This is a genomic window from Gangjinia marincola (genome assembly GCF_039523415.1).
In the GTDB taxonomy this organism is placed as follows: domain Bacteria; phylum Bacteroidota; class Bacteroidia; order Flavobacteriales; family Flavobacteriaceae; genus Gangjinia; species Gangjinia marincola.
On the sequence record NZ_BAAAFG010000014.1, the window covers coordinates 141,236 to 165,614 of the forward strand.

Here is a 24,379-nt window from a genome sequence, read left to right on the forward strand (position 1 = left end):
GATGAAGAAATTACTATTTCTAGGGATTACTTTGGTTACTATAATTTCATTTGCGCAAGAGGCAGATCTATATTATGCAGGACACAACTATTATATGCTTATTAATATCACTGGTAATGGTGGACCTCCAGATGATTATAAAAGTTATAATGCCCAGCCCATTGTGCGTAGAAATAATAATTCCATATTATTTACATCAGGAACAATCGGAAGCGGTGGTAGTGCGTTTAGCAACAAACGAATTGCCGTGCCTTATACCGGAGGACCCTATACCGTTAAGATGGGGGGATATGTAACTAATTGGGTTGAGGCAGATTGTCCAAGTTGTTCACCTACTGATTATTGCTCAATAAATAGTACTAACTGTGGATCAAATAATACCGCTGGTGAACAAACAAAAACACTATCACTTTTTGGAAGTGCAGAATGGGGAAACTCCAATTCTTCAAATTTAACTAGCAGTAGTCCGCTTAGGAGCTATTCAAAAGTCTGGTTATTACCTAAAATACGTGTTGATGCAAGTAATAATGAGCGTTCTTTAGATGATCAGGTGTTTGATGTATCTGGACAAAACATTTCAGATGGACAGTGGTATTATTTTTCAAATGCTGATGGACAATATATCCCATTGACAAATGTATCAGTAAAAAATAAGTTCCCCATGAATATTACGTTGCAACAATTAGATGACATGGTAGTAGATGATATACTCGCTATTGGGAACGTGAAGCTTCAATTTAGACTGTCCAGTAGCGGGGGAGGTGTTTACACCAAATTTCAAACAGGGCCAACATTCCCTCCAAGTGAAAGTACTACTCCGGGAAGTTCAGAATTATATTTCGATACGTATATCTTAGATGTGATAAAGGCTTCTCCAGCTTATTCAACGATTGCAGGAGTAGATACCTCTTGTGTGTATACGACAGACGGTGGATTTGAACTTGACTTTCAAGAGTCTCTTACTAACGTTTCTATATTATTTGTTGTCTCAAGTGCAGATGGGGTTAACTTCTCATATAGCGCGACCATAAATGGAACTGCATTTAACTGGAGCGAATCTGGAATTGATTTACCACCAGGAACATATACCTTAACTTATCAAGAACAACCGAGTTCACAACCAGTGCCCAAACCAGGAGATCCGCCTATAGTATTTACAATAGGCACTCCCAGTCCAGTCGAATTTACTACTAGTAGTAATGATCTAAATTGCTTTGAACAAGGAGCTGGAAATATTTACATTGATGCATCCGGTGGAACCGGGAGTTTAGAATACAGCTTGGATAATGGTGTTACGTATAGCGCATTAAGCAGTAACCCTATGACAATAACGGGACTATCAATTGGAGAGTATGATGTACGAGTAAGAGATAGTAATTCCTGTGAAGAACAGAATTGATATGAATAAAGTAGCAATCATATTTATTTTTATAGTGACTACGTCTAGTATGCAGGCGCAGTATCACTATAAAGTGGAGTATAATTATACCCTCACGCATCAGATCGTAGGTCAACCAAATGCGGTAGAATTTAGCGAATATGAAATTAGACTACGTAATAATTCTAGTGCATCTTCCATCTATTATGCATTCGCTTATGCCAATTCACCAAACTCTACACGACGTGATGAAGTAATTACGCTAAATTTCCTTCCAGACAGTATAAGCAGTCAATCCAGTATTATTCTTGCGGCGAATGGTGATTGTTTCTATAGTACCAATCAAGATTTTTCAGATAGTGCTCAATGTGGTATTGTTATATCAAATCAGAATCATTGCGTCACCCCAGTTGGAATTGGAAGAATTATACGATTGAGGGATTTAGTAAATATTAATGGTGATACAAATCTAACAAGTTGTGAAAGCTTAACCCTTAAAGCGGCTGAATGTGTCGTTCCATTTAGCTATAAAGTTGAATACCAATATCAGGTAGACTCAGGAACAGACAATTGGAACACGTTATTAGATTACGGAGTGCGTAGCCCATCTTTCGCAATAGATATGACAGATTTTCCCGGCATTACTGGGGCTGATACGAATTTAAAATTGAGAATCGTTTATGAAGATACTCCTTCACCTTATGATGAAATATTGACTCTAGATCTAACAAAATGTTCCCCTAAAGTTTTGGCCTCATCAAGTACAGACGAATCCTGCGAATACACCAATGACGGGAATTTTACGCTTACGTTCGACCGACCGCTTGATCCGGGTGAAATTATTACGACAGCTATTTTAGACTGGGCAGGACCTAATAACATTTTAAATGACGGAGATGATATAAATTCCTATGCTTCATTAACTGATCTTATTTATGCTGGAACAACGTATACGTGGCCTTCAACACTAAATAGCGGCGTGTATCGTATAAGATACCAAACCAATAATACCAATACACAAGAATCTCATGAACCTATAGAATTAAATTCTCCTGTTCCGGTTGCATTTACAGCCGACTATAATGACCTTACTTGCTTTGAAGACGGATCAGGAAGTATAACAATCTCAGCAAGTGGGGGAACCGGAAGTTATGCCTATAGCTTAGATAACGGCAGTACATATAGTGCATTAATAAGTAATCCCATGACAATAACGGGGTTATCTGTTGGAGAGTATAACGTACGTGTAAGAGATAGTAATACCTGTGAACAACAAAATTGATTCAAAGATGAAACAGATTGTTACGATAATAGTTTTACTTATAGGGTCTAGTATTCTGGCGCAACATAAATATAAGATTGAGTATTCGCTTACGCTTGATATGGACAGCTCTCCAGATGCGCAGCTCATTAATTATCTAACTTATCAGATAAGTTTGAGTGAAAATACAAGCCCCTCTGGTTCGTATTTAATTTTTTATTCTAATGTTAATTATCAATTCGGTGATTCCCCAGCGATTAATACAACCATGGATGAAGTTATAAATTTGGATTTTATTCCAAACTATGTAATTTATCAGGGATCCGGACCTACAGATTTTTGTACGTTCTACGAAACCATGCCCGTATCATCTAATATCAATTGTCAATTACAGTTTCCCACAGGACTTTGCCTTTATCCATCTAATGGGTTGGATTTTACGCGTATGATCCCAATAGAAAATTTAACGAATATCAATGCAAATACCACACTTACCTCATGCGAAGATTTAGAGATAAGTGTGGCAGATTGTTCTTCACCCTTTAGCTATAAAGTAGAATATCAATATCAGGCAGACTCAGGTACGTCAAATTGGAATACCTTATTGAATTATGATTGGAGAAGCCCAACCTTCACTGTAGGTGTTGATGATTTTCCAGGTATTACTTCAACAGATACTAACATCAAATTGAGAGTAGTCTATGAAGATTCGCCGTCGCCTTACGGTGAAATATTAACTGTAGATCTAACAAAATGTTCCCCTAAAGTTTTGGCCTCATCAAGTACAGACGAATCCTGCGAATACACCAATGACGGTAATTTTACGCTTACGTTTGACCGACCGCTGGATCCGGGTGAAATTATTACGACAGCTATTTTAGACTGGGCAGGACCAAATAACATATTAAATGACGGAGATGATATAAATTCGTATGCTTCATTAACTGATCTTACTTATGCCGGAACAACGTATACGTGGCCTTCAACGCTAGATAGCGGCGTGTATCGTATAAGATACCAAACTAATAATACCAATACACAAGAATCTCATGAACCTATAGAAATTAATGCCCCGACTCCTGTGGTATTTTCAATACTGTCAAGTACTGACTTAAGTTGTTTTGAAGAAGGATCAGGAAGCATGACGGTCGAAGCAAATGGAGGCACAGGAAGCTATGAGTATAGTTTGGATAATGGCAATACGTACAGTTCATTCACAAGTAACCCTATGGTAATATCAGGGCTATCAGTAGGTGAGTACGATGTACGTGTTAGAGATAGTAATCAATGTGAGCAACAGAATTAAGAATATGAAATTACTAATATCCATTGCGCTTATTTGTTTATCCATTTTAGGTACAGTTGGTCAGAGGTGGTTATTTAATGCGAGTGGAGAACCATGGAACTCATTAAATATTCCCTCTCTAAAAGGTCAAATCACAGACGTGGGAGTTCATTGTAATGGAAATGGTTATCCATGTGCACCCTTCTCTTTTGGAAACAGTGGACATTGGAATAGTAATGTAAGTATATCATTTAAACCAGAAGTTTATCGCATAAGATATGACGCTATTATATCTTATTCTAAAAATTTACCTGCTGCCAACTATCAGATGAGGGTTCAAGATAGTAATGATTGCCAGCAACAAAATAATTAAAATGAAGAATTTCATTTAAAGATAAGACTATGAAAAAAGAATTACTCATTCCTATATTAGTACTACTCCTTCTGCCTTTGTGGAGTTGGTCGCAAGGAAATCCCGGACCTAATCCAAAAGTTGTTTCTATAACGATTTCTCAACCCGATGAAATTACGATCAATGCAACGACACAGGATCCAAGCTTTGCAGGTACTACAGATGGATTTATTAGCCTAACGATCACGGGAGGAACACAGTTCAGCAATTCAGCGCTATATACTCATAGTATAACAAAAGATGGCGCCCCAATAACGCCAACGACAAATACCTCGATTACGTCAGACCCCAATCCTAACTGGGATGTTTATAATCTTGCCTTTTCAGATCTTGGAGCCGGGATATATGTTCTTAGCATCATCGATGAAAATCTTTGTGATCAAACCGCAACATTTACCTTAACTGATCCCCCTTTATTTGAATTCGAGTTCGCAGATGCAATGGATGAAACCTGTGTAAACGCTAATGATGGAAGCATCACAGCTAAGGCACAAGGAGGAATCATAGGACAAAATTATGTATATCAGTTAAAAGTTGAAACTTTCCCGGGTTCAGGTATATTTACGATTGATTATGGTATTTCTGACAACTTAGCACAAACCCTAACTTTTTCTAGAACAGGATTACCGCCTGCGAATTATAAAGTAGAGGTTACTGATAACAATGGATCAGGAACTAGAATTACATCGAATATCCTGACTGTTGATGAAGTTGACCCAATCAACTTTGATGTTACAGTAAATCAACCTTCCTGTAATGCGATAGATGATGCTTCTCTCAGCGTTATAAATATAACGGGCGGAGCACAGGCATATACCTTTGTTTGGCAAAAGGATGGAGTGGATTACAGTACGAATGCATCAATTACTGATTTGTCTCCCGGAGTATATGAGATTACAGTTTTTTCAGGCGATTCATGTCCTGATCAACTAGCGCAGGTAGAAGGCATAACAATTTTCCCTATTGCCTACCCAGCTCCTATTACTATTAATCTTGAAAATGCCGGACTCCAACAACCTACTACCGCAGGAGCGGCTGATGGTGCTATAGATATCCTAGTAAATGGTGGAGTCTCACCCTATACCTATCAATGGGTAAATCTTTCTACGGGAATCAACATCAATACAGATCCAGATCTTATAGGCCTTTCGGCAGGAGAATATCAAGTCACTGTCACAGATTTTAATGGTTGTACCGCAGCTGAAACGTATGTTTTATATGACCCTTTAGAAATATCAAGTACCTCTTCAACAGATGTTTTATGTTTTGGAGGAGCAGATGGTACAGCAGATATTGTTGTGACGGGGGGATTGCCTCCTTATAATTATTCGTGGACAAAAGATGATGATGCAGGTTTTTCAGCAAATACGGCTTCACTCTCAGGTCTTGATACAGGAAATTATACCCTATTGGTAACTGATACTGAAACGGATCCTAATCCTAATACAATTACGACTACAGTACTCATTGAGCAACCTGCACAAGCAGTAGTCATTGATTCATTCACAACTACAGATGTACTTATTTCAGGTCAAAATACAGGAGCGATTGACATTGAAGTTTCAGGAGGAACTCCGGGATATACCTATCAGTGGACTAAAACGGGAGATTTAGATTTTAGTGAAACAACTCAGGACTTAACTAACCTCACCGCAGGCGAGTATTCCGTTGAAATCCGCGATGCAAATGCAGATGTTTCGGCTACCAATGCGGGCTGTATTGTGACGCAAACATTTACCGTTGTCGAACCTCTTCCGCTTAGTGTAACGATTACAGAACAGGTTCCTTTTTTGTGTAATGGCGATACAAATGGGGCGCTGTTAGCAACTGCTACGGGTGGGGTTGAAGCCTATCAATACGTATGGTTTGAATTGGTTTCGGGTAATCCCGTAGCTCTTGGGATCACCACACCTGTGATAGAAAATCTTTTACCGGGGGAGTATCGTGTTGAGGTGACCGATGCCAATGGAGCAGTTGCCTTTTTCGATTATACGTTTTACCAGCCAGATGAACTTATCGTTAGTCTCGCTTCCGCGGAAGCGGTATCCTGCTTTGGGGAATCTACGGGGACCATCAATATTGATGTTGCCGGGGGAACCTTGCCTTATACCTTTGAATGGAGTGATCTTAACGGAGTAACCTACGATACCGAAGATCTTACCAACCTCCCTGCAGAAACCTATAACCTTATCTTAACCGATGCCAATGGATGTAGCACGACACTTGGACCGGTAGACATTACACAACCAGACGATCCTATTACCATTGATTCTTTTACCATTACTAACCTTACCGGTTTTGAAACAAATAATGGGAGCATTGCCGTTGAGGTATCTGGAGGAACACCAGCGTATACCTATCAATGGTTCGATAGCGATCTTAATGAAGTGGGGGATTCCTCAACGTTAGAAAACATCCCGGCTGGAGAGTACGAATTACTGATCACAGATGCTGCAAACTGTACCTTGCCGGCTACCTACACGGTTACCCAACCAGAATTACTGGATGTAGTAAGTATAGTAGAAAATGAATCTATTCCCTGCTTTACGGATGAGCTGGGAGAGATTGAAGCGACCGTCACCGGTGGTGTTGAGCCTTATCAGTACGAGTGGACGGAGCAAGGAGACGCTACAGTCCTTTCTACAGGATTAATCTTATCTGGTATAGGTGCGGGTACTTACCAAATAGCGGTTACCGATGCGAATGGTAATGTTGCGGCATTAAGCTACGAACTTACTCAACCCGAAGCATTAGAGGCAACATGGGCTCAATCTAATATTTCTTGTTTTGGTGGGAATGATGGTGCCATTGATGTCTCAGTAACCGGTGGAACAGCTCCTTATGATTATTTTTGGAGCAATGGCTTAAATAGTCAAGACGTTGGTAATCTCATTGCCGGTACGTACACCCTTACCGTAAGGGATAATAATTTGTGTGAAACTTCAATTGAAGTGACCCTGACTCAACCGGATAATCCAATCTCCATTGCTTCACAAACCATCGTAAACACTACGGGTAACGGATTAAATGACGGTAGTATTACGGTAGAAATTGATGGGGGAACGCCCGATTATTCCTATGTGTGGAACGATGCAGATTCCAATCCAGTTGGGACCGATGCAAATCAGGTGACTGATCTGTTGGCGGGAACGTATTTTCTCAACGTTACAGATGCGAATGGCTGTATACTGGGACCTATCGAATTTGAAGTAACAGAGCCGGCACCACTAACCATTGACATTACCACTCAGCCCATAAACTGTTTTGGTGAAACAGGAGCATTAATTGCTCAGGGAGTTGGTGGAGTAGGTCCATACAGTTATGAATGGACCGATAATGCGGGCACAGTAATTTCTTCTCAAGAAAGTACAGGTGATGTTCTAGCCGGATTTTATTCCATCCTGGTAACTGATGCCAATGGAAACACTGCGACACTCACCCAAGAATTAACTCAGCCAAATGAATTGCTCATCACAGCAATTGATGTGACCGACGTAAGTTGTTACGGCGGGAGTGATGGGAGCATTGAACTTACTATAACCGGAGGAACCGGAGATTATATATATACCTGGCAGGGTGGAAGTTCAACCACGAACATATTAGGCAATATTACCACGGGAGAGTATGAAGTAAGTGTGACCGATGCAAATACCTGTACAGTATCATCTGGAGTGATTACGGTAAATCAACCTGCGGTGTTTGATATTACAGCGGTAAGTTTAGTTCAACCTTCTGATGAAGGAGTGTTCGACGGGAGCATCTCAATTCAACTAGAAGGCAGTTCCCCACCGTTTGACTATGTATGGACCAATGAGGGAGGAGATATTATCCAGCAAACCTTAGGGACATCTCAACTCACCGATGAATTACTTAACGTCCAAGAAGGCATCTATACCATCACCATCACAGATGCAGAGGGCTGTACGGTGGTCGAAACCTATAACCTGGCAAATCCGGGGGAACTCTTAGTGGATATCGTTTTAAATCAACCCATCACCTGTTTTGGAGGGAGCGACGGTATATTAGAGGCAATCACCACCGGTGGTGTGGGCGGAAATAATTACGCCTGGTACGATGCCGCTGATGATACGTTGTTAAGTACGGCTAATATTTTCACAGGCGTTTCTACCGGGAACTATTACCTTATTGTGAGTAATGCCGAAGGTATCCAAGAGCAGAGTGCCGTATTTTTTGTGGATCAACCTCTTGTGGTATCCGCCAATATTTCCTTTGAAAATCCAAGCTGTTTTATGAGCGAAGATGGAATGATAAGCCTCAATGCAACGGGTGGGAATAATACGTTCCAGTACCGTTATCGCTTCAATAGTGGCGATTATGGAGACTGGATCGCTTTCGCGGAAGCTAATACTACAACAGTAACAGGATTAGTAGAGGGAGAATATGATGTGCAAGTTTCAGATACCAACGGGTGTTTTAATGAAGAAAACGGAAACATCCTCGTCTTATCGGCAACCCTGGAAAGCCCGGAAGAGTTGAATCTGGCTGATGTGATCCTGACTCAACCAACCGGGAACGGATTATCCAATGGGAGTATAGAAGTGATTCCGCAGGGTGGAACTCAGCCTTATACGTACGCATGGTTTGATGAAAATGGGGTGATTAACCAAACTACAAACCTGCTTGCAAATATTTCTGCGGGTACTTATACGCTTTTGCTTACAGATCAAAACGACTGTGAATACGCTCAGGAAATTACGCTTGGCGAACCTGAAGCACTAAGCGCAGATGTAGCTGTAGTCAATATTATTTTATGCGCACAAGATGAAAACGGAAGTTTAACCGTTGCAGCAACCGGCGGAGTCCCGTTTACAAACGGAAATCCTTATCTCTATGAATGGTTTGATAACACTACCGGCGCGTTTATCGCTAATACCCAAACTTTGAGTAACGTGGGTGCCGGATTCTACTATGTAATCGTCACAGATGCTAATGCCAATACAGTGCAAACACCGGCAATTGAATTAACAGAACCAACGGCACTAGCACTAGCACTCACTGCAGATTTTGAAAATTGTGGGGATTTAGAAGACTGGGACGTTACGACGACCGCATCTGGGGGTACGTTGCCGTATGCATTTAGCTGGAGCAATGGCAGTACCCTAGAAAATCTTGTAGATGTGACTCCTGGAACCTATCAGCTTATACTTACCGATGCCAATGGTTGTACCATTACTGAAGAGATTGAATTGATTCCGCCTCCTTCACTAGCCGTAGAAGAGACAATTAGTATTCCAACGTGTTATGAAGGTGATGATGGTGAAATAAATGTAGAGGTGTCTGGAGGAACTCCGCCGTATACGTATGCGTGGAGTAACGGAGATACCACAGCGAATCCAACAAATCTTGAAGCAGGAGACTATACGCTTGTCGTGACAGATAACAAAGGCTGTGCGCTAACCGCTGCGTACACCGTAGAAAATCCCGAAGAACTATTCTTAGACATGATAGATCAAGTGACCTTATGTCAAGGACAAAGCATTTCATTAGATGCTACGATAGATAATGGAATGAATTATCAATGGGAAGCAGACAATGGGTTTTACAGTGATGAGGCAGAAGTAGAACTTAGCGATGCCGGGGTGTATACGATTACTGTAACGACCACAGAGGGTTGTATCATAGAAGATACGCTTACGATCAATGAAAGCGCAGAAGTGGTAGCTGCAGATTTCTTAGTGTCAACCCAAGTATTTACCAATGAAGAATTTGTGCTCGTCAATGTTTCTGATCAGTCCATGGAATGGTCAGAATGGTCCTTACCGGCCGAAGCTCAAATTATTGAATCTTATGATGGATATGCGTCTATTCTATTTTTAGTACCTGGAGAATACACTCTTTCGCTTACAGTAGGGAAGGGAGAATGTCAGGATACCATCCAAAAAACAGTATTGGTAGTCGATCCAGAAAATTTTGGTAGTGATCAGAACGACGGACAATCCTTGATTACGTCTTATATTATTTACCCCAATCCGTCCTTTGGTAATTTTACGGTTGAAGTAACCTTGAATGAGGAATTGCCAATAAGTCTAAAAATCTTTGGGATGGCCGATAATACGATTTATGACCATCGAACTATAGCTCAAAACACGCTATTTGAAGAGAGCTATACGCTAAATCTGGCATCAGGATTGTATTTTGTTTTATTAGAGACACCCTTTGGAAGTCGGGTACAAAAGATTGTAATAAATTAGATTAATAATATACTAAGTTTTAAACCCTACTTTTTAATAGAGTAGGGTTTTTCATTACTTTTAACCTCAAACACTTTTTATGAAATCTTACCTTCTTTTTGTCCTTGCGATTACATATTCAATCACGCTTGCTGCCCAGCAAGCTGACTATAACGTCCAGGATCATTACAACAAACAAGAGACCTATATTAAAATGCGTGATGGTATAAGGTTATATACGACCATCTACTCGCCTAAGGACACCTCAAAAGAGTATCCTATCTTGTTGCAGCGTACCCCATATAGTTTACGTCCCTACGGTGAAGATAAATTTAGATCTAAGATCGGTCCCAATGAATTTATGATGAAGGAAGGTAATATCATCGTGTATCAAGACGTTCGTGGGCGTTGGATGAGTGAAGGTGTGTATGATAATATGCGTGCCTACATTCCCAATAAAAAACGCAAACAAACCGATGAGGCTAGCGATACGTATGACACGATTGATTGGCTGGTAAAAAATGTAAAAAACAATAACGGTAATGTAGGCACCTGGGGGATTTCATATCCCGGCTTTTATGCAACCTATTCTTTGCTAGACAGTCACCCTGCGCTAAAAGCAGTATCGCCCCAAGCCTGTATTGGAGACTTTTATTTTGATGATTTTCATCATAATGGAGCGTATTTACTAAGTTACTGGAGAGCTACTGCCGTATTTGGATATGAAAAAAATACCCCTAGCGATACCAGCTGGTATAAATTTCCAGAGCTAAATACCAAAGATCAGTATCAATTCTTTAAAAATGCCGGTCCGTTATCTAATTTGGATCAATACTATAAAGAAGATAATGTATTCTGGCAGCAATTAAAAGATCATCCCAACTATGATGAATTTTGGCGGAGTAGGGGAATTATTCAGCATTTAAAAGACATCAAACCTGCCGTGATGGTGGTAGGTGGTTTATTTGATGCCGAAGATTTATACGGTCCATTTGAAACCTATAAAGCTATTGAGCAAAATAGCGATACCTACAACACGCTGGTTTTTGGTCCGTGGAGTCATGGAGACTGGGCGAGAACTAAGGAGCGACAGGCTATCGGGAATGTATATTTTGGAGATCACCTAAGTCGGGATTTTCAACGGGATATAGAAACCAGATTCTTCAATAAATTTTTAAAAGGCGGAGAGGCTAACCTAAGTGAAGCTACGATGTACGATACAGGTACGATGGAGTGGAAGCGCTACGCGGAATGGCCTCCAAAAAACACTAAAAAGATGTCCTATTATCTTGGTGATGATGAGGAGCTACAAAATTCGCAAGAAGATAACGCAGTTGAAACATTTGTTAGCGATCCCAATAAGCCTGTTCCCTATACCGAAGATATTAAAATGGTCTTCACTCCCCGAAAATACATGACCGATGATCAACGCTTTGCTGCAAGACGACCAGATGTGCTGGTGTATGAAACAGATGTGCTTAGGGACGACATCACCATGGCGGGAGATATTTTGGCTCAGTTAAATGTTGCTACGACAGGTACTGCGGCAGATTGGATTGTAAAGGTGATTGATGTCTATCCGCCAGATGCTGAAGATTTTGAAGAAACTCAGGACTACTTAAAAATGAGTAATTACCACATGATGGTTCGAAGTGAAGTGCTTAGAGGTAGATTTAGAAACGGCTTTGACGACACGCCAGATCCGTTTGTACCCAATGAAAAAACCGATGTGGATATCACCTTGCAGGATATACATCATACGTTTAAAAAAGGACATAAGATTCAGGTGCAGGTGCAAAGTACGTGGTTCCCGTTGATTGATTTAAATCCGCAGACCTATGTGCCGAACATTTTTAAGGCAAAAGCAGAGGATTTCAAAGCGCAAACGCATAGCGTATTTCACGATTCCAGCATTACGTTTGATGTATTGAAATAGAGTTTATCACTCTTACTCAGGTTTTTGTTGAGTAGCTAAATTTAATTGTGGGTCTTGTATTTATAAAAGCCAAAGCCGATTATTACGCAGGTATTCGCGTATATGATGTTGCAAATCCAACATTCCTTGTTTAAAATCCATGAGGTCATTAAGCTTAAAACGTTCATTTTCCCGATCACATTTGATTTGATGCGATATACTTTCTTATATTTCTCTAACTAAAATCTTAAGTAAATCTTCTTTACTGGCTTCTTGCTGTTGTTCCAATTCGATAAATTGGTCACATACCTGGTCATACTCCCTGATAAGTTCACTGACTTCAGTATCATCTAGTAGTTCTGGTCTATGTCTAAAATTTGATAGGGACGTTTCATAACATAAAAATAACAAAGAAGACTCAACTATTTAGACCATAAATCAGAGTCTTATTTAATTCCCATAAAAAAGCCGAAACAGTGAGACTGCTTCGGCTTCAGGGTTTTAGAAAATAAGCTTACTTCACAATAAGCTTCAGGGTTTGTTGTAAAGCCCCTTTTTGCAGCTGTACAAAATAAATTCCGCTGCTTAATTGGTGCTCAATGGTAGTGCGTGCGACAATCTTTCCGCCTTGAGCGAAGACTTGTTTACCACTTACATCATAGATGTGTAATCCATCAATATCATTACTAAAGCTAATGCCGCCATTACTTGGGTTAGGATACATACTAATGGTTTGCAAGGTCACATCCTGAACGCTTAATTGGCGATCTTCACTAGAATACATTAAAAATTCACCGGGCGCTAATGTGATTGGAGTGGAGGTGTTTACCACATTGACAGATGCATTGGTCAACATGTTGAACCATTCACCGGTTTCAGGAAAATCTGGCGTGATATCTTTAGTCGTAACACTAAAATTACCTAGGATGACTACATGCCGAATCTCATTTCCGGTGGCATCATCATCTGTAAGATAGATACGTTTTAATCCATCTGTTGTCTGAGATTCAATCGTAAAGTTATCAGTTTTGAAAATGGGTAAGCTTTGCTTAAATCCAATAAGGGTAGACCATAAATCATATACTTCAACGCGATCTGCCTCGTTTAAGAAATCCCAGCCATCGGGCTTATCGGCTAGTTTACAGCTGTCATTACCATAAGGTTGGGGAATTGTACCGTCTGGACAGGTAAATATACTGGTGTCATATCCTAATTCGCCAAACTGCCATATCATTTTTGGACCAGGCACGGTAAGGAAGAAAGCTCCGGCTGCCTTCATGCGTTCTAATGCAATAGGAAGCTCTGTCACGTCATATCCACCACTGGAATTACCAAACGCCAAATTTTTATACATCAGACGCTCTTCATCATGACTTTCCATATAGCCAACATTGCGTGGTGCATCTAAGCCAATATTTTGCCATGAAATCCCATTAAAGTTTGCATTGGAGTACCCCATGGTTGCTTCATTATAAGCAAAAGTGTGTTTATCCCAAAACATTATTCCCTTACCTTCATTGAGACGATAATTACTCCATTCAATTTCTTCCTGGCGCGATCCGCCGCTTCCCAGATGCTCAAAAATAACGTAAGCATCATCGTTAGCTTCCCAAACCGCATCAGCATATTCTTTTAAAACCGCTACACGATCTGCCTGATACCCATTGGTACATCCTTCATCACCGCCAGTACAGTTTTGTGTAAATCCTTTAGTAAGATCAAATCTAAAGCCATCTAAATGAAATTCATTCAGCCAGTATTGTAAGGTTTGCTCTACGTATTCTTGCGTTGCTGCACTACTGTGATCAAAGTCATTAAAAACATTATATGCATGCGTGGCGCTGGGATTAAAGAACGGGCTATCGGCTGTTGCCTGTCCGCCGGTACCACCATTATCGGTGTTGTACATACGATAGAAGGGATGTTGACCTGTTCCTTGGTTGTACACTACGTCAACGATCACTGCGATCCCTCTGGCATGGCACTCATCCACAAGATTCTTAAAATCTTCTGGCGTACCGTAATACTTATCTAGCGCATTGTGAAATGCTGGGTTATATCCCCAACTTAAATTACCGTCAAATTCATTGACCGGCATTAACTCAATGGCATTTACGCCTAGATTTTCTAAGTAATCCAAACGATTAACAACATCGTCAAAATTATGGTTATCGTCAAAATCTCTTAGCAAAACCTCATAAATTATAAGATCTTCTTTAGCAGGAAGATTTACGTTGTCATTTTGCCAATTATAGTCGGTTTGGTTGGTTCTCACCCATGAAACAGGATTATCGGTGAGGTCATCTGGGTAGTCTGGGATATTTGGGAATGTTGCATTACTAATAAACGGATCGTTAAACTCATCTAAAATCAATGTAGAGTAGGGGTCCGCCACTCTGATTTGTGCATCAACTAAATATTGATATAAAAAATTATCCTGAGTTACGTTGCTGATTGTAATCCAATGTTTGTCGAGCGCAGGGTCAAAGTTCAGCAAGTAATTATTGTCAATCTCCCAGTTAGAGAGCTCACTAATTAAATGAACAAAGTCTTTATCTTTTCCATAAAGCACTAAAGTTAGATCATCGTCATTTGGAAAGTCAATATTGGCGCCGTCATTCGCTCCCGCCGGAACCGGAAGAATCTGAGGTTGGTCAATAACAAGCAGGGTAAATTCTTCAGTAAGTGTTTCACCCGTATCTGTACTTGTTGCCGAAAGGACGAAATCAGTCGTTTGCGTAACTGTAAAATCAAATGAATAATTGCTTACGTTGCTTACTGCATTGATGGGAGATCCATCTGCCAGTAGCTCAAAGTCTGCCGTTGCACCTTGTACATTTGCAGCGATATTGTATAATGTACCATTTTGAACCAGGGTAATATCCTCAACCGGGCTGATTAGATTGAGCTGGAAAACCCCTACCTCAAATAAGAAATCGTTGGTTTGATTGCTTCCATTTTGAGATTTAGCAATCAGCCCTATTCTCCCTATTCCGGTATCATTATAGAATGCGGTAGGAGTAAGGGTGTATGAATACGTTCCGTCACCGTTATCTGTAAATTGTGCTGCTGGTGGTGAATTACCAAAGTCATTTCCGGTTACCGGAGAGTTGCCCACGAAATTATCATCCAGGTCAAAATACCAGGCCCATAAGTAAACATCGTTAACTCCCCAATCTGCAGGAACATCGATTCCGGAGAAGGTGATGGTGATTTCTTGATCTTCATTAAATGTGGGTGGATCAATTGTAAGTACTCCCTGAGCTATTGAAGTGGAAGTAAAAAGTATACTAAATAAGAAAATAATCTTCTTCATGATTTAAGTGTTATGATAAAAAAAGCCTGTGAATTCACAGGCTTTTTTGAAACGTTATAGCATTAATCAATTAAAATAAATACGTATCGACCATCCAGATCGTTAAACCAAACGTCATATGTTCCAGCCGTAACCGGAATATTAGATCCATTTTGAGTTCCTTGTCCATAGAACGAAGTATCTGCACCCCAGTTTATATCCCAGTTGCCTACGGTTCTAAATTTCGCTTCTCCATCTACTAAAACTACATCCGTTATATACCATAAATGGCTGTCAAATGTACTTTGTGTCATAGGTGTATCATCATCCCAGCCATTGGGTGTTGAACTTCCAATAAGACCAATTCCTGGAGAAGTGTAGTCTGGTGAACCGGATGCATCAAAGTCAGTGATAGAAAATGTTCCGGAATCTCCAACGATATCTACTTGAAATGTTTTATATCCAGCGGTGGCTACTGAGAATACATCTGGATCACTAGTATCACCGGGGTTTACGGCTAACGTTGAACCATCGTTGGTTCCCCATTGGGGCTGCCATTGACCGCGTTCCTCAAGCATTTTGAAGGCATCTGCTTCAAAATAGCCCGTATAGGTATATGAGAATGAATCATCTGCATTTCTAAATACAGGGGGATTGTTATTGTTGTTATCCCAACCCGGTGCTGTTGCAGCACCAACTAAGAACAGATAAGGTCCTTCACCTGCCGGAGTAGGCTCATAGGTATTTACTGTGATCGTTACAGGATCGCTATATCGAACGAGTTCTGCATTATTACTGATCAACGAAGATTTAATACGTAAATCAACCATGGTTGTTTCACCTAGAGTTACTCCTAGTGCATTGGCTAAATTGTTGACTTCTTCATGGGTCCAAGTAATTTGATTTTCAATATCATCATCCTCATCTCCATCTGCGTCACTTGTTGTAGTTCCTGCTACCAAAACAGTTTCAAAGTCTGTCCCGGCAAAGGCAGCTTCAAGTACATAATCAACATTTACAACAGAGGCTTCATTATCAAAATCAGACCACGTTACAGTTGCCACATCTTCTTCAGCTAGATCCTCTACTAAAGTTAATTCTGTATCATTTGAGATTGAAGTGAATTGCGGATTAACTCCATCTACATAAGTGATGGCAGAATATTGAATATTCTCTGTTGTTATGTCATTTTCGGCTACAATTCTTAAAAAAAATGGAAATGACTGAAATGGTACTGCGCCTTGATCTAATAGAAAGCTATTCAATTCGGCTACTGAAATTGTGAATGATTGTTCAGCTGTAGTTCTTAAGGTGGCTGTTTCTTCGAAATCTTCCGTTAAGGCAAACTCCACATCATAACTAGAGCTTCCGGTCAAATTGTCCTGCCACGTCAATGTAAAAGCAGGATTTTGAGGAATACTAAAGTTTAAACCAACGCTTGATAATCCAGCATCATTGATTACGAAAACTTGTTGATCTTCTTCAAATTCTGGCGTTGCTTCTTCTTCACAGCCTACAATAACAAGTAGACTCAATATAGTAAGTAAATACAGATATTTTTTCATAACAATTCTAATTAGTATATGTCAAAGGAATTAAATGATATTCATTAGTCAAAGCATAATACCACACTTCGTAATCGTCAATAACTACAACGGGTATTGCTGGAGAATCTGCACTTGCTGTACCACTAAATTCTGTATCTCCACCTAGTGAATTACCGTCTATAATGAAATTTAATTCACCGGGAATTAATCTTATAGGTCCAGATGTCCAAACATAAGGATCAAATCCCGCGTCCCTTTGCGTCAACTCAAGTGATTGCGCCTCATCTGTAGCACTTCCAGATATATTTATTATTGATGGAGGTGTGATAAGATCACCTTCAAATGCATTTATTGTAAAGGTTCCAGTATTGCCCATTAGTTCACAATTAAAAACATAGTATCCTGCGTCTCCGGGTAAATCAAATTCGCCTGGATCATCAGAATCACCTCGATTTACAGCAAGCTCTCCGGGAGTATCAGTATCACCCCATTGAGGTTGCCATTGACCTCTTGTTTCCAGAATTTTAAATTGATTGGGATCACCATTAAAAAATCCTGTATAACTGTAAGCGTTAGGGTTACCAGGTGATCTTAGAAGCGGGGGATTATTATTATCATTATTCCAATCAGATACACATGCATTACCTACAAGAAAAATGTCTAAGAAAGGAAAAGTGTAGTAAGGCACAATTGTAACTGAGATTACTTCTGAAAATGCTGGTAATGAATCATCATTACCAACAACTGATCTTATTCTAAAAAAGATTTCATTTTCTTCAAAAGGTGTCACATTAATATTCCCCAAAACATTATTAAGCTCTCTAACAGACCAAGTTATTGTAGTGGCTGAAGTAGTTGCACCCAATGTATTCATTTCAAAATCTGCAGAATTAGATAGTTCAACATCATATTGTACAGCAGTTTGAACTCCATAGTCAGCTTTGTCCCACTGAAGCGTAAGCGCCGGATTATTCAAATTGTTTGAATCCAAGACTAACACATCGACATCTACATCAAAAAGCACGGGTTGACCCTGTACTTGAACTGATAATTCTTCGCGATCACCCTCACAAGAAGAGTTAAATCCTATTAGTAAGGATAGGAAGAAGAAATAAAGAATTTTTTTCATTGCTTTTTTTTATTTATTAATAACCTTCGTTCTGAGTTAAGTTGTCATTTGATTGCACCACATTAGCAGGTATTGGATAGAGATCTCTAAAACTCGCTATCCCCGTACCATTGATCAATGAATTTCCTTTAAGTGCCCAGTTGTATACGCCACCAGTAAATAAACTAAAACGAATTAGATCTTGGCGTCTATGCAATTCCCAATACAGCTCTCTTGCACGTTCATCAATTATAAAATCTAATGTTAAATCACCTGAATTTATTTGAGGAGCGTTAGCTCTGATTCTTAGCTGATTTATGTAATCTAGGGCAGTTGCTTGATCACCTCCGCCGTCTCTCAAAACAGCTTCGGCATACATTAAGTATACATCACCAAGTCGAAACATGGGAAAATCTACGTCACTAAATGTCAAATCGCTACCAGATTCACCATCAGCAGTTAAGTTTGAATATTTTTCTAAAATAAAACCTGTAGCTGGATCCGTTATATTCGTAATGTTTGCTGATCTACCGTCTGTTATAAGAGTGTTTCGATCATCAGAAGGTAACATTTTATCAGCGAACTGAGGAGACACTCTTATGGCACCACCCCAACCAGCTTCGGTTACCCCCAAATTGGCACCATTTTGTTCTAAACTTCCCACGGCACCGTTTGTCATCACAGTAGTAGGTCCAAAGTTTTGAACAGTAATACCATCAGAAATGATAGCAAAGATGATCTCGCTATTTGCTTCGTTTACATCGTTGTCACCTCTAAATAAATTTTTATACTCATTGGCCAAGCTATAGCCACCTTCATTAAGAATTTTATTAATGTAAGTTAATGCGTCAGCATAACGACCCTGACCAGTATATACTTCGGCATTTAAATATAGCTTTGACAAAATCATCCATGCTACCGCACGATCTGCACGGCCATAATCTACTCCTACAAAACCTCTGGGTTCTTCAAGTTCCTCTTCTATATCGAGTAATTCTCCTTCGACAAAATTAAATAGCTCTACACGATCAAGCTCTGGCGCTTCATATCCAATGGGTGGATCGTTCTCTAAAAGTAAAGGAGCCTTACCAAATAGATCAGTCATGTGATAATATGCCATTGCTCTTAATAGTCTTGCCTCGGCAGCATATTGATTTATTAATGCAGTTTCTTCACTATTAAATCCTCTTGATGATATTAAGTCTGGAGTAGATTGCGCTAGAAAATTATTTGTAACAGAAATCATGTAACGAATACGGGCATAAGCACCAGCAGAAATTACATTATTTGAAGACCAGATGGAACGTTGAATATCTCCAATTCCAGGATCATTTTCATATGTCCATACTGCTTCATCTGTACTAAATGTTTGTAAATTCATTAACGCCCTACCGTATTGGCTTGTTCCCGCATCAATGTTTGCGATATTAGATGACTCAGGTCCATCAGGTCCTGTTAATGCTAGATTGGCATATGCTGCTCCAATAAGTGCTTGATATCCTTCAATATCCTGAAACAGTTCATCGGCTAAAACATTTTGGTCATCCTGTGGTTCAACATCTAAATCATCAACGCAGCTAACCGTTGCGGCTAGCATTATAGTTGATAATATTAATCTAAAATAAAAACTCATTTTTTTCATGTTCATCATTTTAATAAGTATAACGTATGCCAAATAAGTAGGTTCTGGCTCTAGGATAAATTGTATTATCAATACCTCCAGAAATTTCAGGATCTAAACCATTGTAATCTGTTAGAACAAAAACATTTTGCACCCCTGTCGATAATCTCATTTTACTATTTCTTTTTTCACTAATGTCAAATGTGTATCCTAAAGTGACATTATCCATTCTCAAAAATGAGGCATTGCGAACGTAATAATCTGAAAAGATTTGATTTCCATCAGTAGATTCAAAATTACTATTGAGTACACTGGTAGGTATGTTCCCTAAGAAATTGTTATTTAATAGAGCTCTATATTCTGCAAGATCGCTTTCTACATTGTTATACACGTAATTATTTAAATTTGCCCTAAGGTTAAAACTAAAATCTAAATTTTTATAATTTAATTGAGACTGAAAGCCCATAATAACATTAGCGCTTGGATTTTGATATACGTATCTATCATCTGCATTAATAATTCCATCCCCATTTAAATCAGAAAAAGCACCTTGTATTGGATTTCCATTATCGTCATAAAGCTGATTGTATACTAAAAATGAGTTAGGCCATACTCCCTCTTGCTGTACTTGAATATTTAATCCTGTACCTCCTGAAATACCCCCAACCTCAAAAATATCGCCATCTAAATCTACGATCTCTTGATCCAGATAGGTAAAGTTATAATTTACATTCCAGTTAAAATCAGATTTTTGAACTAATGCTATATCTACATTAGCTTCAAATCCTCTAGTCTCTAATTCACCTACATTTCGATCAACACGATTTGAGAAATTATTACCCTCTTCTAGTTGAGAAAAAACGATTAGATCTGTGGTATTACGTTGAAAAATATCAAATGAACCGATTATTCTGTCAGCAAAAAGGCCATAGTCTAAACCAATGTTGTATTCGGTCTGTTTCTCCCATCTAATATCAGGGTTAAACACTAAAGGTACAGCTACCGGAAATGTTTCTCCACCAAAAATGTATTGAGACGTTCCTTGGCTAAAGCGGTATCTATTTAAGAATAACGTCCCCGCGTTTATAGCTTGATTTCCAGTTTCACCGTATCCCAATCTAAGTTTTAAAAGGCTTAGCGTGCTATTGTCTTTTAAAAACTCTTCTTCTGCTATATTCCATGCAAGAGAACCACCTGCAAATCCATCCCAACGATTGTCTTCACTAAATCGTGAAGTACCGTCATAGCGATAATTTAAAGTAACTAAATATTTACCCAAGTAGCCAAAATTTGCTCTACCTAAAAATCCAAGTAACTGAACATCATCTTCTGTAAAATTGTCAAAATCAGTATCCAAATCCCTCTGTTCTCCAGAATTAAACCCGCTCCGATCAAAACGTTGCCAATCATAACCTGCTGTTAAATCAACGGTAAAATCCTCTCCCGTTTTATAATTTAATGTAGCGTTTAGGTTCCTGTTTCTTCGATAATCAGCATAATCTGTTTTAGAGCCAACAAGAGTCTCTTGGCCATCAATTTCCAAACGCACTCCTGCCGCAGATCTTCTATCTAATTCATTCGTCCCTCTCGTTCTTGTTTCATCAAAACCTAAGTTAAGCGTTGCACTTAAACCTTCAACCCAAGGAAATTTGACCGTGGTTTTGAGATTACCAAATAAACGTTTTACGTTACTACGGTTGTTGCGTAAATCTAGTAAGGCTAATGGGTTTTTTGGAGCATTAGCAGCTGCTAATGTGCCATCTGGATTTGTATATTCGAAAAATCCAGCTCCAACATTTAACCCATCAGCGAATATAGGTTGCGTTGGGTCAAACGTGAGTGATCCTCGTTCAACAGCATCTGCAAATCTATTTTCTTCAATAGCATAATTTGCATTTAGGTCAAATCGTAAGTTACCATCAAAAAAAGTAGGATTTAGAGCTAAAGAAGATGTATACCTCTGAAATTCTGAGGTCTTTCTAGCACCAGGTTGATTTGTTAAATTCATGGATAGCCTTGCCGGCAGTATGTTCGCGATAGATCCACTAACAGAAGCATTAGTTATAGATCCAAGTTTTTGCTGGTATATCGCTCTCTGCCAATCCGTATTAAATTCTCCTAATTCACTAAGTCGCTCAGGGAAACGATCAGAAATTATATTTCTGTACTCACTGGCAGAAAAATTTTCTATAAGATTAGGTAGAACATTTACATTATAAAGTTGATCAAAAGTCGCATTTAGAGTAGACGTACCCTTTTTAGTCTCAATGATAATCACTCCACCTGATGCCCTATTGCCATATATTGCTGTTGCCGAAGCATCTTTTAAAATGTTAAATGATTTGATATCATTAGGATTAAGCGTCGATAAAAATGATCGTGATCCATCCGCAGTTCCACCCTGAAGAGGTAATCCATCTACAACTATTAAAGGAGCACTACCCGCATTTAAGGAAGTGGCACCCCTAATTTGAATATTTGCTCCACCCCCCGGTGCTCCATCTGTAATAATTTGTACACCAGCAGCTCTACCTGCAAGAAGATTTTCAGCGGTTACGATGTTTCCTTCGTTGAAATCCTCAGTGGTTATTGAAGTAACAGAACCTGTTAAATCTTTTTTTGTAGTAGACCCATAACCAACAAGCACAACTTCGTCTAACACAGCTGCGTCTAATGGTAGCGCAACATTAATCGAAGTTTGTCCTGTAAAAGCAATTTCCCTAGTTAAGTAACCTACATAAGAAAATACAAGAACATCACCTTGATTGACATTATCTAACGAATAATTACCATCAAAATCTGTTGTGGTACCTGTGGTAGAATCTTTAATAATTACATTAACGCCAGGTATTGGCATATTAGATCCTTCTTCAGTCACCGTTCCGGTTACTGTAGTTTGCGCAAAAAAGTACGCCGGTATCATCATAAAGATAAAGAGCGAACTTTTAAATAGTGATTTCATATAATATGAATTATGGTTTAGTTAAATAGAACTTAAAAACTTACTTCCCGACGTTAAAAATATGTAAATTTTAGGTTCCTAAAAGTTTAACTTACGCAAAACTACGACGCAAACGTTTTCGTGTGGAAAACTTTCTTTGTTTTAACAATTTTGCGCTTAACATCTGTTTAATTAATGTATCCGCAAATAAAATTATCTTTGATTCACAATTTGACAATGACATTCAATTTTTTATGAGACCAAAACTTACCCTCAAACAAATTGCGCGAGAATTAGATGTGTCTATCTCTACTGTTTCAAAAGCGCTTAGAGATAGTGCGGAAATTAGTGAAGATACCAAGCAAAAAGTAAAGGCCTTTGCCAAGCTCTATAATTACAAACCAAACAACATTGCGTTAAGCCTCAAGAATAGAAAAACAAAAACCATCGGTCTTATTGTTCCAGAAATTGTGCATCATTTTTTCACTACAGTTATACGCGGTATTGAAGAATATGCCAATGAAAAGGGCTATCACGTGATGGTTTGTCTGTCTAATAACTCGTTTGATAAAGAGGTGATCAACATGGAGATGTTGGCAAATGGGAGTATTGACGGGTTTATCCTATCGATCTCAAAAGAAACTATGCTTAAAGAAGATTATCACCATATTAATGAGGTGATTAATCAGGGAATGCCTGTGGTAATGTTTGATCGCGTTGTAGATCAAATTAAATGCGATAAAGTGGTGATTGATGATGTAGAAGGAGCGACTAAAGCAGTACAACATCTATTGGATACAGGATGTAAAAAAGTTGGCTTAATCACTACTCCTGATTATATTAATGTCGGAAAATTACGCACACAGGGATATACTGAAGCGTTAAACAAAAATAGAATGCCTATTCATGAAAAATACATTTTAAAGATAGAAGATGATTCAAATTCTGAAGAATTGATTAAAGAATTTGTCAAAACGGAAGATTTTGACGGAATATTTGCCGTGAATGAAGAATATGCTGTACAGGCAATTTCAGCGTTGCGAAAGACTGAAAAAGAAATTCCGGAAGATGTTTCTGTGATTGGCTTTACTGACGGAGTGATCTCCAAAAATTTTATCCCTAAGCTTACTACAGTAAACCAACCGGGTACCGAAATGGGCCGACAAGCCGCTAAACTTATCATCGACAAGCTTGAAAAACCTGAAACCGAAGAAGAGGAGCAGTACCAAACCATTGAAATCAAAACTAATCTGGTTAAACGCGAATCAACACGGTAGGTATGAGTTATTAGCCAATAGCCAATAGTCAATAGCCAGTAGCCAGTAATTAGTAGTAGTAACCTTAAACTAAAAAACTAGTTCCGCAAACGATTTAGGTTAAAATTTTAGTGCTAGACGAATAGTGAAGCTACTAAATAAATAAAAT

12 protein-coding genes are annotated in these 24,379 nt (G+C 39.0%); 7 read left to right on the forward strand and 5 right to left on the reverse strand.

Features of this window, described 5'->3' with window-relative positions:
- Position 1 precedes the first annotated feature (1 nt).
- From ABD000_RS07460 to ABD000_RS07485, 6 genes are all read left to right on the forward strand, one after another.
- On the forward strand, positions 2–1,399 hold the full coding sequence (locus ABD000_RS07460; RefSeq protein WP_343765457.1) for a hypothetical protein: 1,398 nt from the start codon (positions 2–4) through the stop codon (positions 1,397–1,399).
- Between the two features lies 1 nt (position 1,400).
- Positions 1,401–2,660 carry a SprB repeat-containing protein gene (locus tag ABD000_RS07465; RefSeq protein ID WP_343765462.1) on the forward strand — a complete coding sequence of 420 codons (1,260 nt, stop codon included), beginning with the start codon at positions 1,401–1,403 and terminating at the stop codon, positions 2,658–2,660.
- 7 nt (positions 2,661–2,667) lie between these two features.
- The gene (locus ABD000_RS07470; RefSeq protein WP_343765467.1) at positions 2,668–3,945 is read left to right on the forward strand and encodes a SprB repeat-containing protein; all 1,278 of its coding nucleotides are present in this window, start codon (positions 2,668–2,670) and stop codon (positions 3,943–3,945) included.
- A gap of 4 nt (positions 3,946–3,949) precedes the next feature.
- A complete protein-coding gene (locus tag ABD000_RS07475) occupies positions 3,950–4,297 on the forward strand; it encodes a hypothetical protein (protein ID WP_343765470.1) in 348 nt (115 codons plus the stop codon).
- A 29-nt stretch (positions 4,298–4,326) separates the two neighbouring features.
- Complete coding sequence (locus tag ABD000_RS07480) at positions 4,327–10,548, forward strand: T9SS type A sorting domain-containing protein (protein WP_343765473.1); 6,222 nt, start codon at positions 4,327–4,329, stop codon at positions 10,546–10,548.
- A 79-nt stretch (positions 10,549–10,627) separates the two neighbouring features.
- Positions 10,628–12,463: a CocE/NonD family hydrolase gene (locus ABD000_RS07485; protein WP_343765476.1), complete on the forward strand. Its 1,836-nt coding sequence runs from the start codon at positions 10,628–10,630 to the stop codon at positions 12,461–12,463.
- Positions 12,464–12,956: 493 nt separating this feature from the next.
- Here the strand turns inward: ABD000_RS07485 and ABD000_RS07490 are convergent, their stop codons facing one another.
- The 5 genes from ABD000_RS07490 to ABD000_RS07510 form a co-directional block, all read right to left on the reverse strand.
- Entirely contained in the window at positions 12,957–15,758 is a 2,802-nt protein-coding gene (locus tag ABD000_RS07490) for an alpha-amylase family glycosyl hydrolase (RefSeq protein WP_343765479.1), read from the reverse strand.
- 62 nt (positions 15,759–15,820) lie between these two features.
- Complete coding sequence (locus tag ABD000_RS07495) at positions 15,821–17,302, reverse strand: SusE domain-containing protein (RefSeq protein ID WP_343765483.1); 1,482 nt, start codon at positions 17,300–17,302, stop codon at positions 15,821–15,823.
- A 7-nt stretch (positions 17,303–17,309) separates the two neighbouring features.
- Positions 17,310–18,413 (reverse strand): SusE domain-containing protein, encoded by a 1,104-nt coding sequence (locus ABD000_RS07500; protein WP_343765485.1) that lies wholly within the window; start codon positions 18,411–18,413, stop codon positions 17,310–17,312.
- A gap of 16 nt (positions 18,414–18,429) precedes the next feature.
- Positions 18,430–20,034 carry a RagB/SusD family nutrient uptake outer membrane protein gene (locus ABD000_RS07505; protein WP_343765488.1) on the reverse strand — a complete coding sequence of 535 codons (1,605 nt, stop codon included), beginning with the start codon at positions 20,032–20,034 and terminating at the stop codon, positions 18,430–18,432.
- Between the two features lie 10 nt (positions 20,035–20,044).
- Entirely contained in the window at positions 20,045–22,975 is a 2,931-nt protein-coding gene (locus tag ABD000_RS07510; RefSeq protein WP_343765491.1) for a SusC/RagA family TonB-linked outer membrane protein, read from the reverse strand.
- A 233-nt stretch (positions 22,976–23,208) separates the two neighbouring features.
- Between ABD000_RS07510 and ABD000_RS07515 the strand changes: the two genes are divergently transcribed.
- A complete protein-coding gene (locus ABD000_RS07515; protein WP_343765494.1) occupies positions 23,209–24,231 on the forward strand; it encodes a LacI family DNA-binding transcriptional regulator in 1,023 nt (340 codons plus the stop codon).
- The last annotated feature ends 148 nt before the right edge of the window (positions 24,232–24,379 follow it).

Excerpts from the sequence above, each read along its gene's own strand:
- ABD000_RS07460 (WP_343765457.1), top strand. The coding sequence starts at position 2 with ATGAAGAAATTACTATTTCTAGGGATTACTTTGGTTACTATAATTTCA.
- ABD000_RS07465 (WP_343765462.1), top strand. The coding sequence starts at position 1,401 with ATGAATAAAGTAGCAATCATATTTATTTTTATAGTGACTACGTCTAGT.
- ABD000_RS07470 (WP_343765467.1), top strand. The coding sequence starts at position 2,668 with ATGAAACAGATTGTTACGATAATAGTTTTACTTATAGGGTCTAGTATT.
- ABD000_RS07475 (WP_343765470.1), top strand. The coding sequence starts at position 3,950 with ATGAAATTACTAATATCCATTGCGCTTATTTGTTTATCCATTTTAGGT.
- ABD000_RS07480 (WP_343765473.1), top strand. The coding sequence starts at position 4,327 with ATGAAAAAAGAATTACTCATTCCTATATTAGTACTACTCCTTCTGCCT.
- ABD000_RS07485 (WP_343765476.1), top strand. The coding sequence starts at position 10,628 with ATGAAATCTTACCTTCTTTTTGTCCTTGCGATTACATATTCAATCACG.
- ABD000_RS07490 (WP_343765479.1), bottom strand. The coding sequence starts at position 15,758 with ATGAAGAAGATTATTTTCTTATTTAGTATACTTTTTACTTCCACTTCA.
- ABD000_RS07495 (WP_343765483.1), bottom strand. The coding sequence starts at position 17,302 with ATGAAAAAATATCTGTATTTACTTACTATATTGAGTCTACTTGTTATT.
- ABD000_RS07500 (WP_343765485.1), bottom strand. The coding sequence starts at position 18,413 with ATGAAAAAAATTCTTTATTTCTTCTTCCTATCCTTACTAATAGGATTT.
- ABD000_RS07505 (WP_343765488.1), bottom strand. The coding sequence starts at position 20,034 with ATGAAAAAAATGAGTTTTTATTTTAGATTAATATTATCAACTATAATG.
- ABD000_RS07510 (WP_343765491.1), bottom strand. The coding sequence starts at position 22,975 with ATGAAATCACTATTTAAAAGTTCGCTCTTTATCTTTATGATGATACCG.
- ABD000_RS07515 (WP_343765494.1), top strand. The coding sequence starts at position 23,209 with ATGAGACCAAAACTTACCCTCAAACAAATTGCGCGAGAATTAGATGTG.